The 14,644-nt window shown below is 63.8% G+C and carries 14 protein-coding genes; 4 read left to right on the top strand and 10 right to left on the bottom strand.

Features of this window, described 5'->3' with window-relative positions:
• Complete coding sequence (locus tag BG455_RS13555; RefSeq protein WP_071470511.1) at positions 1-882, bottom strand: DMT family transporter; 882 nt, start codon at positions 880-882, stop codon at positions 1-3.
• A 107-nt stretch (positions 883-989) separates the two neighbouring features.
• Here BG455_RS13555 and BG455_RS13550 point away from each other — a divergent pair, with 107 nt between their 5' ends.
• Positions 990-1,352 carry a CidA/LrgA family protein gene (locus tag BG455_RS13550; RefSeq protein ID WP_071470510.1) on the top strand — a complete coding sequence of 121 codons (363 nt, stop codon included), beginning with the start codon at positions 990-992 and terminating at the stop codon, positions 1,350-1,352.
• The gene (locus BG455_RS13545) at positions 1,345-2,061 is read left to right on the top strand and encodes an LrgB family protein (protein ID WP_071470509.1); all 717 of its coding nucleotides are present in this window, start codon (positions 1,345-1,347) and stop codon (positions 2,059-2,061) included. Before BG455_RS13550 ends, BG455_RS13545 begins: the two co-directional genes overlap by 8 nt.
• A 23-nt stretch (positions 2,062-2,084) precedes the next feature.
• Here BG455_RS13545 and smpB read toward each other — a convergent pair whose 3' ends face one another.
• The 4 genes from smpB to rbfA form a co-directional block, all read right to left on the bottom strand.
• Positions 2,085-2,558 carry an SsrA-binding protein SmpB gene (gene smpB / locus BG455_RS13540; protein WP_071470508.1) on the bottom strand — a complete coding sequence of 158 codons (474 nt, stop codon included), beginning with the start codon at positions 2,556-2,558 and terminating at the stop codon, positions 2,085-2,087.
• 116 nt (positions 2,559-2,674) lie between these two features.
• Positions 2,675-3,583, bottom strand: coding sequence for a tRNA pseudouridine(55) synthase TruB (gene truB, locus BG455_RS13535; protein WP_071470507.1), 909 nt, complete (start codon positions 3,581-3,583; stop codon positions 2,675-2,677).
• A 30-nt stretch (positions 3,584-3,613) separates the two neighbouring features.
• Positions 3,614-4,366 (bottom strand): phosphodiester glycosidase family protein, encoded by a 753-nt coding sequence (locus tag BG455_RS13530; RefSeq protein ID WP_071470506.1) that lies wholly within the window; start codon positions 4,364-4,366, stop codon positions 3,614-3,616.
• Positions 4,350-4,781, bottom strand: coding sequence for a 30S ribosome-binding factor RbfA (gene rbfA, locus BG455_RS13525; RefSeq protein ID WP_071470505.1), 432 nt, complete (start codon positions 4,779-4,781; stop codon positions 4,350-4,352). Before rbfA ends, BG455_RS13530 begins: the two co-directional genes overlap by 17 nt.
• Positions 4,782-4,881: 100 nt before the next feature.
• On the opposite strand from rbfA, the gene dapB reads away from it, so the two are divergent.
• Together dapB and BG455_RS13515 are read left to right on the top strand one after the other, a co-directional pair.
• Positions 4,882-5,682, top strand: a complete 801-nt coding sequence (gene dapB, locus BG455_RS13520) for a 4-hydroxy-tetrahydrodipicolinate reductase (protein ID WP_071470504.1) — start codon at positions 4,882-4,884, stop codon at positions 5,680-5,682.
• Between the two features lie 59 nt (positions 5,683-5,741).
• A complete protein-coding gene (locus BG455_RS13515) occupies positions 5,742-6,095 on the top strand; it encodes a dihydrodipicolinate reductase (protein WP_245735553.1) in 354 nt (117 codons plus the stop codon).
• A gap of 99 nt (positions 6,096-6,194) precedes the next feature.
• Here BG455_RS13515 and BG455_RS13510 read toward each other — a convergent pair whose 3' ends face one another.
• The 5 genes from BG455_RS13510 to BG455_RS13490 form a co-directional block, all read right to left on the bottom strand.
• Complete coding sequence (locus BG455_RS13510; RefSeq protein WP_071470502.1) at positions 6,195-7,460, bottom strand: MFS transporter; 1,266 nt, start codon at positions 7,458-7,460, stop codon at positions 6,195-6,197.
• Positions 7,461-7,921: 461 nt separating this feature from the next.
• Positions 7,922-10,000, bottom strand: coding sequence for a hypothetical protein (locus tag BG455_RS13505; RefSeq protein ID WP_071470501.1), 2,079 nt, complete (start codon positions 9,998-10,000; stop codon positions 7,922-7,924).
• Positions 9,997-12,753: a DUF4159 domain-containing protein gene (locus BG455_RS13500; RefSeq protein WP_071470500.1), complete on the bottom strand. Its 2,757-nt coding sequence runs from the start codon at positions 12,751-12,753 to the stop codon at positions 9,997-9,999. The genes BG455_RS13505 and BG455_RS13500 overlap by 4 nt, the downstream gene beginning before the upstream one ends.
• Complete coding sequence (locus tag BG455_RS13495; protein WP_071470499.1) at positions 12,753-13,631, bottom strand: DUF58 domain-containing protein; 879 nt, start codon at positions 13,629-13,631, stop codon at positions 12,753-12,755. Before BG455_RS13495 ends, BG455_RS13500 begins: the two co-directional genes overlap by 1 nt.
• The gene (locus tag BG455_RS13490; RefSeq protein WP_071470498.1) at positions 13,628-14,635 is read right to left on the bottom strand and encodes an AAA family ATPase; all 1,008 of its coding nucleotides are present in this window, start codon (positions 14,633-14,635) and stop codon (positions 13,628-13,630) included. Before BG455_RS13490 ends, BG455_RS13495 begins: the two co-directional genes overlap by 4 nt.
• Between the last annotated feature and the right edge of the window lie 9 nt (positions 14,636-14,644).

Below are 14,644 nucleotides of genomic sequence, written 5' to 3'. Positions count from 1 at the left end.
TTACACCGCGCCCAAGGCCCGTTTGCGCCGGACCTGCGCCAGCATCACGAGATTGGACACCAGCAGCACGCTGATAACCATGGCCCCGCCCACCAGCGCCCATGGGCCGGGGTCTTCGCCAATCGCAAACCACACCAGCAACGGGGCGAGGGCGGATTCCAGCAAGATCAGCAGCGACACTTCTGCCGAACTGAGATAGCGCGGCCCCAGCACCATCAGCCCTGCCGCGAAAGCGATGAACAGGCCATGTCCCAGCAACAGGGGCCATTGTGCCGCCACAGGGGCCATGACATCGGTAAAGGGCCAGATCAGCAGCGCCGCCCCGATCAGCGCCAAGGGCACGGCGGGCAGCATGGACCTTGTGCGCAGCCCCCGCACCGATGTCAGCGCCGCCGCAAAAGAGGCCGAAACCCCCAGCGCCACCAGATCGCCCTGCCATGTGGCCCCTGCGCGTTCATGCGAGCCCCATAAGATCACGCCAAGGCCCGCAAACACCCCCAGCATTGTCCAGATCATGCGCGCCGAGATCGGCTCTCGCAGCCAGATCCGGCTGAATATTGCGGCAAAGACAGGCATTGCCGCCAGAATGAAGACCACATTCGCCACGCTGGTCATGGTGACGGCCAGCACGAAACCGGGTGCAGATATGCCAAAGAACAGGATATAGCCCAATGTGGGCCGCCCCGCGCGCAACACCTGCGCAAACGCGCCCACCCCTTCGCGCAGCAGCACGAACACAAAAACCAGACCACCCGCGACCAGCCCGCGCCAAAAGGCGATGGCCAGCGCATCGGCTTCGATCAGCCGGATAAAAAGCGAATCGGGCACGACGAACAGCACGCCAAGCGTGGTGATCAATAACCCTTTCAGATGGGTGTTCATGCGCTACTCCTGCGCGGGGGCGGCCTGTGTGTCAAGCGCGTAACTCTTTCCTTTTGGCGCAGAATCTGGGCCTATGGGGGTAAGACCCAGCAACAAGGCCAAAGCCCATGATCCATGCCCTGACCCTGATCCTTGCCTGCCAACTTGCAGGCGAGGCGCTGACCCGCTTTTTTGGCTGGCCCGCGCCCGGCCCTGTTCTGGGCATGGCGCTTTTATTCGCGCTTATGCTGGCCTCTGCGCGGTTGGCGGCACTGGTCACGCCCACGGGCGAGGGGATATTGCGCCATTTGTCTTTGCTGTTTGTGCCTGCCGGTGTGGGGGTGGTGGGGCATTTGCAACAGCTTGGCGCATATGGCTTGGGCTTTGCGCTGGTGCTGGTCGTTTCAACCGTGCTGGCGCTGGCGGTGGGGGCAGGGGCCTTTGTCGCGGTGGCGCGGCTGACCGGCGATAAGGGCGACCGCGATGCGTGAATTTGCCGAAATCTGGTCCTATCTGGCCGCAAGCCCGCTGATCTGGCTAAGTGCGACGCTGATCGCCTATCTGATTGGCGATGCGCTGGCGCAGGCGGCAGGCCGCGCGCCATTGGTGAACCCTGTTCTGGTTGCCGTGATCCTGCTGGCCGCGCTGCTTTGGGGCACGCAGACCAGCTATGCCACTTATTTCGAGGGGGCGCAGTTCGTCCATTTTCTCCTTGGGCCTGCGACGGTCGCGCTGGCCATTCCGTTATGGCACCAGCGCCACGCCGTGCGCCGTGCGTTCCTGCCGGTCTGTGCGGCATTGCTGGCGGGGTCTGTGACAGCGGTGCTGTCGGCGCTGGCAATCGGCTACGCGCTTGGCCTTAGCCCGCAGCTGCTGGCGACCCTTGCGCCCAAAAGCACCACAGCCCCTGTCGCGCTGGGCATCAGCGAAAGCCTTGGCGGATCGCCCACATTGACAGCGGTTCTGGTTATTCTGACAGGCATGATCGGGGCGATTGTCGTCACGCCGCTGATGAATGCGTTGCGCATCCGTGACTGGCGCGCGCGGGGCTTCGCGGTGGGGGTGGCGGCGCACGGCATTGGCACAGCCCGCGCGTTTCAGGTCAACCCGCAGGCAGGCGCGTTTGCGGGCATCGGCATGGCGCTGAACGCGATGCTGACGGCCTTTCTGGCACCTTGGGCGCTGGGGCTGTTTTTGTAAAAGCGGCTGGCCTGATGGCAGGGTTAGCCGTGGTCTTTCATCAACCGGCGCTTTTGCTTGTCCCAGTCGCGCTTGGCTTCGGTCGCGCGTTTGTCGGCCAGTTTCTTGCCCTTGGCCACTGCGATTTTCAGCTTCACCAGCCCGCGATGGTTGAAATACATCACCAGCGGCACCAGCGTCATGCCGTCCTTCGCCGTTGCTGCCCAGAGCCGCGAAAGCTCGCGGTTCGAAGCCAGCAATTTCCGGCGGCGGCGTTCGTCATGGCCAAAGGTTTTGGCCTGTTTGTAGGGCGCGATATAGGAATTAACCAACCACAATTCGCCATTTTCGACCATGGCATAGCTTTCGGCAATATTTGCCTGCCCCACGCGCAGCGACTTCACCTCGGACCCCAGCAGCATGATCCCGCATTCAAGGTCATACTCGATGGCGTAATCATACCGCGCGCGGCGGTTTTCGGCGATGATCTTGTAATTGGGGTCTGATTTCTGAGCCATGAGGGTGCAGATAAGGGGCGCGCGTCGCGCTGTCTAGGGGCGGTGGATAATCATCTTGAAACGAACCCAACCAAGGCAAGCTTCCAGACAGCGGTGGCGGCGCGAGAGTGCGTGGCTCAGCTGTCCACAAAGACGCGGTTTGGGTGCAATTCGCCTGCCTTGTAGATACCCACAGCCACAGCGCGGCCCTGATAGCTGGCCCAAGCTTCGTCCCCATAGTCGACCGAGGAGGTCAGAACCATGCCGGGATTGCCGTTGCGCAGCTTGGCCGCGCCTTCGGGCGTGGCGGGCAGTTCGGGCAGGTCGCACAAGCCCTGTTCCAGCGGGCGCAGATGGGTGTCCAGTTCGGGCGTGTGGGCCATCGCCTCGACCTGCTCCATACTTAGCCCTTCGCTTGCGTCAAACGGGCCGGACCACGTGCGGCGCAGCCATGCAACATGGCCGTGACAGCCCAAAGCGGCCCCCAGATCGCGCGCGATAGAGCGCACATAGCCACCCTTGCCACAGACCATTTCCAACTCGACATGATCGGCGTCAGGGCGGGCCACGATATCCAGCCGCTCGACATAAAGCGGGCGGGCGGCAAGTTCCATCTCATCGCCCGCGCGGGCAATGTCATAGGCGCGCTCGCCGTCAACCTTGACGGCGGAAAACTGGGGCGGCACTTGCTGGATGTCGCCGCGAAAGGCGACAAGGGCGGCGTCGATCTCGGCATCGGTGGGGCGCTGCTCAGAGGTGGCGATGATGGCGCCTTCGGCGTCATCGGTGGTGGTGGCCTGCCCCAGCCGCACCATGAAACGGTAGCATTTCAGCGCATCAGTGATGAAGGGCACGGTCTTGGTGGCCTCGCCCAATGCGACAGCCAGAACACCCGTCGCGGCAGGGTCCAGCGTGCCGGCATGGCCTGCCTTTTGCGCCTGAAGCGCCCAACGCACCTTGTTGACCACGGCGGTCGAGGTGATGCCCGCAGGCTTGTCGATCACCAGCCAGCCCGAAATGGCGCGGCCCTTGCGCTTGCGTCCCATGTCTTTCCCTTATTGTTCTGTCGCGGTCTGCTAGTTGGTCGGTGTGCTGGCGTCAACAACCTTGCCCACGATTGGCCCCAGCAATCCGCCCCAGTCCGAGCGCCGCAGCGCAGGCGCATGCAGCCGCGAGACATTGCCATCAATATACAGCGCCTGTGGCAGTTCCAGATACTCGCGGAAGAACCGCGCGAATTCATAGAAATTCACCGGCGTGTTGGTGATGACAAACACCGCGCGCCTGCCATCTGCGGTGACGCCAACACCATTGCGGATCAGTCGCGAGTCCGAATCAGTCAAAAAGCGCGGGTGATAGGCCCCGTCAATCACCAGCATCGGCCCCGATTGGGCGGCATAGTCGCATTCGGGCGGGGCGGCTGCAAAGCTGCGGCTTTCGATCAGCGTAAAGCGGTCTGCCTCGATGCAGAAAACCCCATTGGGCAGCAACCCGAAATTGCCCGGCCCTTCGGATGTGACAATGCGCGAGATTTCCTGACCCTGTTGCACAAACAGCCCGACGGGGCGGCGGTCGGGGTGGTACATGCTGCCATTCATGGCGAAAGCCAGCTTCTTGCCTTCTTTGGCCAGAGCCTCGTCAACGGTGCGGAAATTGCCGTAAACCTGTGTTTCGTTGGCATAAAGGAACAGGCGCAGATCATCACTGGCCTGCGCGCGGCAATATGTGAAATTCTGGCCCTGAAACTCGGTATTTGCGCAATCGGCGGCGGCGCTTGTCGCGCAAAGAAGAAAGGCCGCAAGGGCCGCGATGTTACGCCTGAGACTCATCATCCTCGCGCCCGGCTGCGATGTCACGCTGCACACGTTCATCTTGCAACAATCGGCGTGTCTCATCCATCCGGTCAAAGCTTTCATCCAGTTGGAAGCGCAGATCAGGTGCATATTTCAGTGTCAATTCGCGCGACATCTGGTGGCGCAGTTCGGATTTGTTGCGCCGAAGCGCGGCCAGCGCTTCTTTCTGGCCCTTGCCGCCCAAGGGCATGACATAGGCCGTCGCCACTTTCAGGTCGGTCGAGGTGCGCACCTCGCTGACAGTAATCGCAAAGCGCGACAGGTCCGGATCATGCACATCCCCGCGCGCCAGCACGTCCGACAGGCTGCGCCGGATCAGCTCGCCCACGCGCAGCTGACGTTGTGATGGCCCCCGAGGTGTATCAAAGCGTTGTGTTCCCATTCCCCCCATTTAGGTGAAAGCCCGCGCCTGCGCAACGAGGCTTTGCCATTTTCCGCGCCGGTAGGTATTCAGGCGCGAAAATGTGACTTTGCGAAGATGGGGTGCAGGAATGGTCAGGATTGCAGTGATGGGGGCGTCAGGCCGCATGGGGCAGATGTTGGTGCGTCTGGTCGATGACAGCGCAGAGACGACGCTGGCCGCTGTGGTGGAACGCGCGGGCCATGACTGGCTGGGCCGCGATCTGGGGCAGGCGATGGGCGGGGCCGCACACGGGCTGGTTGTCACCGACGATGTGGACGGCGCATTGGCGCAATCCGATGTGGTGATCGATTTCACCACGCCTGCGGTATCTGTCGCTTTGGCACATAGGGCGGCGGCGGCAGGTGTCGCGCATGTTATCGGCACGACAGGGTTCAGCGACGAGGATCTGGCCGCCATCGCGCAGGCAGGCCAAACCGGGCGGATCGTGCGCGCAGGCAATATGAGCCTTGGCGTCAATCTGCTGGTGAAACTGACGCGGCAGGTGGCGGCGGCACTGGGCACCGAGTATGACATCGAGATTGTCGAAGCGCACCACCGCCACAAGGTCGATGCCCCCTCTGGCACCGCGCTGATGCTGGGCGAGGCGGCAGCGGCAGGGCGCGGTGTGGCGCTGGACGCGGTGGCAGACAGGGCGCGCGACGGGATCACCGGCGCGCGCGCGCAGGGCGCAATCGGGTTTCACGCCATCCGCGGCGGCGACTATATTGGCGAACATGATGTGATCTTCGCAGGCGAGGGCGAGCGGATCGTGCTACGCCATGTCGCCTCCGACAGGGCGTTATTTGCGCGCGGGGCCGTTCGGGCCGCGATTTGGGCGCAGAGTGCCGCGCCCGGCGAATATTCCATGCTCGACGTGTTGGGGCTGTGAAACTAATCCAGTCGCGGTAGAGTTGCGTATGTGTCTAAGTAAATGGTGGAGTGTGGATGATGCGGATGATGACAGGATATGTGCTGGCCGCCCTGCTGGGTGCGACACCCGCGCTTGCGGATTTCCAGCCTGTACATGAGGAAAGCAATTTTCGTGCCCTTGTGGAAGGGCGGGAGCTGACGCGCTTCGGAGTGCGGCTGCAAGTGCTGCCACAAGGCCAGATCACCGGACGCGGCTTTGGCATGCGTGTGGGCGGTGAATGGGAATGGCGCGAGGGGTATTTCTGCCGGACACTGGTTTTTGGCCAGTCGGGCGACCCGTATAATTGCCAGCTTGTGCTGCAAGATGGCGACACCTTGCGTTTCATCTCGGATCAGGGGCGGGGCGATCAGGCGGATTTGCGTCTTCGCTGAGCTGCGCCACGGGGTAGGCCCGCGGCGCAGGAGTTTGGCGGGAATACGCCCCCCCCGCTGTTTGAGGGTACGATCCTTTCTCAAGACTGCAGGCAAGCTTTATGGGACAGCGTCATCCTCCCGTTCTGCCTCTGCCTGTTCCGCAGACCAAGTGGCGGCAGCCTCGATAGCGACGGGCGAGGCAGTGGGAAGCACGCCGAGATAGCTGTCCGTTTCTGTGGCTGGAACACCGGCGCGCTGGGTCATGCGGTACAGGGCATATAGTGCTATGGCGGCAAAGGTTGCGCCCAGCACCAGCCAGAACGCGAAAGGGCCGAATACTTGCATAGCCCAACCTGTCACCAGCGGGCCTGCAATCGCACCCAGCCCGAAGGTGAACACCAGCCCCCCCGAAGCCGCTGGCATATCCTCGGTCGCAAGCGTGTCGTTGGTATAGGCAAGAAACAGGGCATAAAGCGGCGTCGTCACACCGCCCGCGAAGAAGGCCGAAATCATCAAGAACCACACCCCGCCTGCCGTGGCCCAGCCCATCGTGCAGAATATCATGCCGACAATCGAGGCACCGAAGATCAGCTTGCGGCGGTCCATCCTGTCAGACAACCAGCCGATAGGGTATTGCAGCAGCAATGCCCCCGCAAACAGCATTGCGACAAACAGCGCGATCTGTGGCGCGGCCATTCCGATCTGGCTGCCAAACACCGCGCCCATGCCCGATTGCGTGGCGTAGATGCTGCCCAGCAGGAAAATTCCAACAGTCCCGAGGGGGGATTCCGTGAACAGCTTTTTCAAAGGCATGGCGCGCGCAACCTCAGCAGCAGGTACGGGTGTGGCCGATAACAGGATTGGCGCGAAAGAGATCGACACAAGGATCGAGGCCCCGATGAACAGCACCGAATTTGCCGCATCGCCCAAAGTCAGCAGGCCCTGCGCCCCGATAATTCCCAGCGTCTGCGCAATCATATAGGCTGACAGCACCTTGCCGCGCGTCTCGTTGGTGGCGGCATTGTTCAGCCAGCTTTCAGCCGCCACATAAATACCCGACATGCAAAACCCGATCAGGATGCGTAGAATTGTCCAGGCCCACGGCTCTGTCAGCAGGGGAAACGCGATCAGCCCTGCGGACATGAAGCTGCCAAGCGCCGCGAATACGCGCACATGGCCGACGCTGCGGATCATCACAGGCGTGATACGCGCACCGGATAAGAAGCCAAGGAAATAGGCCGAGGTGACAATGGCCAGTTCGGCGGAAGAAAACCCCTCGATCCCGCCGCGCAGACCGATAAGTGTGAAATGCATGCCATTGCCCAGCATGATCAGCAAGATGCCCAGCATAAGCGGCCAGACGCCGGAAAAAACCTTGACCATGGAACTGCCTTTCCTGCGGAGTGCATCGCCCTTTCGGTTAGCGATGGCACAGGCCGGATGATGCGTCCCTTGCCGCAACGCCGCATTGCAGCATGAAAGCGACAGAATGCGGGGATGTGATGCGCAACTCGGGCGTCACATGACCCTTGCGCGGTACCCGCCGCGCGTGGCTCTGCGAAGATAACCGCAAGGAGAGGTTCCGGCGCAAGGCCGGAACGATGGGGCACAGGCTTATATGGGCGCGCCCCGCTTTCCGCCGCGCCCCCCGCGCGGTACGCCCCCCACAGCGATCAGCAGCCAGACCCTACGCTACAGTAGGGCGCAACTCGGGTGTCACATGACCCTTGCGCGGTACCCGCCGCGCGTGGCCCTGTGGGGGCTATGCGAAGGTGATCGCGGGTCGAGGTTCCGGCGCAAGGCCGGAACGATGGTGCGCAGGCTTATATGGGCGCGCCAAACTTTCAGCCGCCGCGCCCTTCGCGCAGCCATGCGCCCAGTGCGAACCCCGCTGCGAGCAGTAGCCAGACCCAGCCCGGCAGCAGGGCTGCGGTGCGCAATTCGGTTGTGACATAGGCCTCGCGCGGGGTCAGACCCAGCCAGCCGCGCCCGGAGGCCGCGCGACCTTCGCGCACCAGCCGCAATTCGGGCAGGCCATCTTCGACACGCTGCACACCGCCGCGCGACGCGGTGATCGTTGGGCGCAGCTTGTCTGCGGTGGCGATCGTTTCCTCGAATTCGCGAGGGGCTTGCGGGCCAAGGGCGATCACGGCATCCAGATCCCCTTCGCTAAGGCGGTAGAGTCCGATCTCTGGGGCGTCAAATTCCGCGCGGTAATCGCCCGGTGCTTCCTCGGTCAGGTCCAGTGTTATGCTTTCGCCATCAGGGCCAGTAACCGTCACCGCGCCCACCGCGTCTTGCAGGGTGCGGCGCAGGATGGTGACGCGCTGCCCTTCGGCCGTGGCCGTCAGGGTTTCTTCTTCAAGGTCGGGTTCGCCCATCATCCAATGGGCAAGGCGGCGCAGCAGTTCCAGTTGTGGCCCGCCCCCTTCAAAGCCGCGATCCCACAGCCATGTCTGATCCGAGGCCAGCAGCGCCAGCCGCCCCTCGCCCACACGGTCCAGCATCAGCAGCGGGCGTTCGTCAATGCCGCTCATGACAGTCTGGCCTTGCAGGGCTTCCAACTCGATCTGGCGGAACCACCGGCCCCAGCCCGGCCCACCATCTTCCAGCGCAGGCACAAGCGCTTCCAGCCCAGAGGTGACCGGATGGCGCCGCCCCAGTTCTGTCACCTCGGGGCGGAATCCTTCATCCATCACGCGCGCGGTGGGGCGTGCGGGAAAGACATCGCCCAAGGGCGAGCGCCAGATACTGTCGGCGCTGGCCAGTTCCGGCCCGCCCACAACCAGTAACGCGCCGCCTTCCTGAACATAGCGGGCAATATTGCTGAAATAGCTGTTGGGCAGAATGCCCCGTCGGCGGTAGCGGTCGAAGATGATCAGATCGAATTCATCGATCTTGTCGACGAACAATTCCCGCGTGGGAAAGGCGATAAGCGAGAGTTCATTCACCGGCACCCCGTCATGGCGATCGGGCGGGCGCAGGATGGTGAAATGCACCAGATCCACAGCAGGGTCGGATTTCAGCAGGTTGCGCCATGTGCGCTGTCCGGCATTGGGTTCCCCCGAGACCAGCAGCACACTCAGGCGGTCGCGCACCCCGTTGATCTGGACAATGGCGGAATTGTTGCGTGTGGTCAGTTCGCCCTCGGCCTCTTCCAGCTCGAATTGCAGCACGTTCATGCCGCCACGATCCAGCGTGACGGTGATTTCCATATCCTCGCCCACAGGGACCATGGCAGTGTTGGGGGCTTCGCCGTCGATGGAATAGTTCAGGGTTGCAAAGCGGCTTTGGCCTTGTGGCACCGCGCCCTGATCCTCGACCCGCAGGCCAAGGGTGACGGGTTCCCCCAGAATGGCAAAGGCAGGGGCGTTGCGGATGATCAACCGCCTGTCCCAATCGCGCGCCTCGCCGGTTTGCAACTGGTGGAAGGGGGCGGGAATGGACAGGTTCAGCGCCTCGTCATGGGCCTGCCCGTCGGTGATGGCAAACACACCTGCCAGCCGGTCGCGCGGCAGGTCGGACAGCGCTTCGGCCAAGGCCGTGTTCAATTCGGTGCCGGTGTTGCGCGGACCATCGGGCAGGGTGATGATGCGTGTCTCCAGCCCGCCGATTTGCGCCAGTTCCCCTTCCAGATGGTCGCGGGCAGCGGCGGTCTGTTCCCCGCGCACCCCAAGCCGGTTTGAAGCTGTGTCATCGACCATAATCAGCGCGATATCGGTCAGGCTGTCCCGTTCTTCGGATTGCAGCGAGGGGTTGGCAAGGGCGGCAATCAGCGCCACTGCGGCCAGACCGCGCAGCCACCAGCCGCGCAGGCCCTGCCACAGCGCCAAGGCCACCATCAGGGCAGAAAACCCCATCAGCGCCCACAGGATCGGCCAGTCCAGCCGGGGGGCAAAGACAATTCCATCCCATCCGGTCATTGGCCCAGCCTTTCGAGAAGCGCTGGCACATGCACTTGGTCGGATTTGTAATTGCCGGTCAGCACATGGGTAATCAGGTTAATGCCGAAGCGATAGGCCATTTCGCGCTGCTGCTCGCCGGTGACGCCCATGCCCAGCCGCACCAGCGGGCGGCCCGCATCATCCACAGCCCATGCAGAGGCCCAGTCATGCCCCCCGATGATGACTGGCGTTACCCCGTCATTCAGGTTGCGGAATGGCATGCCTTCGGTGATCTCGGCATCGGGGGGCGCGGCTTCGACCCAGACATCGCGGCCAGAGAAGCGGCCCGGAAATTCCTGCAACAGATAGAAGGTGCGGGTCAGAACATGGTCTTCGGGCACCGGCTCTAGCGGGGGGATGTCAAGGGGGCGCGCGATGGCTTGCAGGCGTCGGGCCTCTGGCGTGGTGCGGGTCAGGCCCGCAAGTTCCGCATCGCGCGTGTCGAACATGATCATCCCGCCGCCGCGCAAGTAGCGGTTGAGCTTGGCATAGGCCGCATCCGACGGGATGGGTGTGGTTTCGGTGATGGGCCAGTACAGGAAGGGAAAGAAAGTCAGCTCGTCGCGTTCCAGATCAACCCCGATGGGCGCGCCCGGCTCGACCGAGGTGCGCGCAAACAGCGTGCGCCCCAGCCCCAGAAGCCCCGCACTGGCCATATCATCGACGCGGGCATCGCCCGTCAGCACATGCGCAAGCACCATCTCTGCGGTCGCTTGCAGCGCCAGCCGGTCGTCACTTTGGGCCTGTGCAGGGGGGCTGTGAAGGGCAAATGCAGCAAGCGCCAGCACTGCCGTGGCCCCGCGCAGCCGCCCCGAAACCCAGAGTGCGGCGAGAATGTCGATCATAAGTGCCCCTAGGCCAAGTGTCAGGAAAATTGCGGTCAGGTCGCGTTCTTCGCGGATCGTGTCCCGCTCCACCACCACCGAGGCGGGCCATATCGCGGGGCGCAAGTCCATCTCGTCTTGCCCGATATTCAGGGCCAGCGTGCCAATCGCGCTGCGGTAGACACCGGGCGGCAGGTCTGGGCCAAAGCGCGCTGCGGCCAGTGTGGCACCGGCAACAACAGGGCGGGTGCTGGCATCCACCACCTGCCCGAACCCGTCAAGCGCACGTTCGGGTTGCCATTGCGTGGTCAACAGCGCCTCGGATGTGGGGGCGGCAGGGCGGGTCGAGACGGCCAAGCGCTCCAGCATATCCACAAACAGGCCCGATATCGGCAGGGTGGACCATTCGGCATTGGCAGTTGTATGGATCAGCACCACCTGCCCATCGCCCGAGAATTTGCGCGTGACCAGTGGCGTGCCATCGGCGAGCGAGGCGATGGTGCGTTCGCCAAGGGTGGGGTCTGGTTGCGCCAGAACCTGCGCGCTGATGGTCACTTCCTGCGGGATGGACAGCCCCGCAAAGGGCGAGTCCTGCCCGAATTCACGCAAGCGGCGCGGCTCTCCCCAACTCATGGCGCCGCCGACAGTGCGCCCGCCGATGCGCAGGCGCACAGGCAAAAGCGGGTCTTCATCGGTGCGGGCGACATCGCTGGCGGCAAGGCGCGGGCCTGCAAAGCGCAGCAAAAGCCCACCATCATTGACGAAATCCAGAATCTGCGCGGTTTCCAATTCGCCCAGCTGCGCCACATCGACGAGGATCAGAACATCAGGCGCGGTCAGCAGCAGATCATCAACCGAGGGGCTTTCGATCAGTTCGGCCACAGGCTCCAGCGCTTGCCGCAGGTAGAAGAAGGGCGAGAGCAGGTCCAACCCTTCGCGCCCGTCGCGCCCTGCCAGTAGCGCCACCTTGCGCCGTTGCAGCGCGTCATCGGTCAGTGCCACTGCCCCTGCGCTGCGTTCGCCCGCGATCTGGAATCGGGTGATGCGGTTGCGTAACTCTGGTTGCAAGGTGAAATCCAGTGTGGCTGTTGTGGCGTCTGCCTCAAAACTGGTGGTGCCGCGTGCCAGCATCCGTTCCACCCCTGCGGGGTCGCGGCCTGTGGCGGTGATTTCGATCTCTTGCGCGGGCAATCCTGCGGGGCGATGGGCAGTCAGGTAAATGACCCCTTCGCGCAAGGCAGGCGGCGCAAGGGCAAGCGGCGCGCGCGATGTCTCGAACGCGGTCAGGGTGCCGCGTGCCTGAAAGGCGGCGGTCAGCGCATTGCGGTAGTCATGCGCCAGCCCGTCCGACAGCCAGTAGGTGTCGAACGCATCGGGCAAGGTTTCCAGCCAGTCGGCCAGTTGGGCGCTTTGCGCAGTGAAGGGGGCAGGCACAAGGCCGGGCACACGTTCGGCCCAGAATTCCGCCGCGCGAAAAGGTGTCTCGCCCGAGGGCAGATCGGTCAGCGCGACAACGGCCACGGGGCGGCTGGCGCGCTGCGCCTCTGCCAGCAGGTCTTCGACACGGGCTTGCCTGCGCTGCCAGTCGGCGGCACTGGCCCAGCTTGCATCCAGCGCAATCAAAAGCGGGCCAGAGCCGTCGCGCGCAGCTTGCGGGTTCAGCACAGGGCCGGAAAATCCCACGATAAGCGCCGCAACCGCGACCGCGCGCAGCAACAAAAGCCACCACGGGGTTTTGTCCGTCTCGGTGGTTTCATCCGTCAGCCCGATCAGCAGCGCCACACCGGGAAAGCGGCGGATCACGGGCGCAGGCGGCACAGCGCGCAGCAGCCACCACAACGCGGGCAGCGCGACCAGCGCCAGCAGCAGGGCAGGGGTTGCAAAACCGATGGGGCCAAGTGTGAACATCAGCGCCCCCGCCCCGCATCGAGTTCATGCCAAAGCCACATCAGCGCAGCAGCGGCGGGCTGGTCGGTGTGATGGGTCAGCACTTGCCAGCCGGTGACGCGGGCCAAAGTGGCCAGCATATCCTTACGCTCGGCCAGTCGGGCGCGGTAGCGCGTTTGCAGATCACTTGCGCGCAAAGTCTCGTGGCGCAGCCCACCTGCCATGGATTCAAAGATCGAGCGGCCCTGATAGGGAAATTCCTCCTCTGCCGGGTCAAGCACTTGCACCAGCGCACCTTTGACGCCGCGATCTGCGGCGCGGCCCACGGCCTCTTGCAGGGCGGTAGGGTCGCCAAGGAAATCCGACAGGAACACTGCTTGGGAATAGGCGGGCAGGGGGGCGGTGGGCGGCGTGCCATAATCGGTTGCCATGTCATTGTCTGACAGGGCCAGCGCCAGCGGGTCCAGCTGCGCGCGCCCTGTGCGCGGCGGCAGGTCGGGCAACAGCCCCACACGTTCGCCACTTTTCAGCAGCAGGACCGAGAGTGCGAGCGCCAGCAGTTTCGCGCGCGCGGCTTTGGGCAAGCGGGCCTTGTCGCCGCTAAAGCCCATCGCCTGAGAGCGGTCCACCCATAATGTCACGGCCTGCGCGGCCTGCCATTCGGTTTCGCGCACGAAATGCACATCGGCGCGGCCAGAGCGCCGCCAGTCGATGCGCGCGCCCCCATCCGAGGATGTCGCCTGCCGGTATTGCCAGAATTCATCACCCATGCCTGCGCGCCTGCGCCCATGCGCGCCGGGCAGAACCGACGCGGCCAGTTGCTCGGCCTGTGCCAGCAGGGCGGGCAGGGGGGCGGCGAGGGCCTCGGCATTGGTGCGCAGGGTGGCGGGTGTGATCAAGCCGCCACCTCCATCCGTGTGGCGGATGCTGCCACACGGTCGATGATTGCGCCAAGGTTCTCACCGCGCGCGCGCGCCGCAAAGCCAAGCGCCATGCGGTGGCTTAGGACAGGGCGCGCCATTGCGGCCACGTCTTCCACCGACGGGGCAAGCCGCCCGTCCAGCAGCGCGCGGGCGCGCACGGTCAGCATCAGCGCTTGGGCCGCACGCGGCCCCGGCCCCCAGCTTACGGCGCCTTTGACTGCGTCATGGGCCTCTGCCTCGTCGGGGCGGCAGGCGCGGACCAGATCGAGAATCGCCTCGACCACCTTTTCGCCCACGGGCATGCGGCGCAAAAGCTGTTGCGCGGCCATCAACTCGGCTGCGGTGAAGACTTCATGTGCGCGATCCTCACCCTCGCCCGTGGTGGCGATGAGGATGTCACGTTCGGTGGCGCGGTCGGGGTATTCAACGTCGATCTGCACCAGAAAGCGATCAAGCTGCGCTTCGGGCAGGGGGTAGGTGCCTTCCTGCTCGATCGGGTTCTGGGTGGCCAGCACATGAAAGGGGCGTTCCAGCTTGTGATGGTCGCCTGCGACAGTGACCTCGCCTTCCTGCATGGCCTGCAACAATGCGGCCTGCGTGCGCGGGCTGGCACGGTTGATTTCATCAGCCATCAGAAGCTGGCAGAAAATCGGCCCCTGAATAAACCGAAAGGCGCGGCGGCCATCTTCGGCCACGTCCAGCACTTCTGACCCCAGAATATCTGCGGGCATCAGGTCTGGCGTGAACTGGATGCGGTTGCCTTTCAGCCCCATGACAGTGGACAGCGTATCCACCAGCCGCGTCTTGCCCAGACCGGGCAGGCCGATCAGCAACCCATGCCCGCCGCACAGCATGGCTGTCAGCGTCAGGTCAACCACATTTTTCTGGCCGATAAAGCGGCGGTTGATGCTGGCGCGCGCAAGGGCAAGTTTTTCGCCCAGCGTTTCGATCTCGGCGATCAGGTCGGTCTCGGTGCTCATGCGCGCTCC

This window comes from Roseinatronobacter thiooxidans (assembly GCF_001870675.1).
Taxonomy (GTDB): Bacteria; Pseudomonadota; Alphaproteobacteria; order Rhodobacterales; family Rhodobacteraceae; genus Roseinatronobacter; species Roseinatronobacter thiooxidans.
The sequence above is the reverse complement of the archived record's forward strand: the minus strand, read 5'-3'. Positions and strand labels throughout refer to the sequence as shown.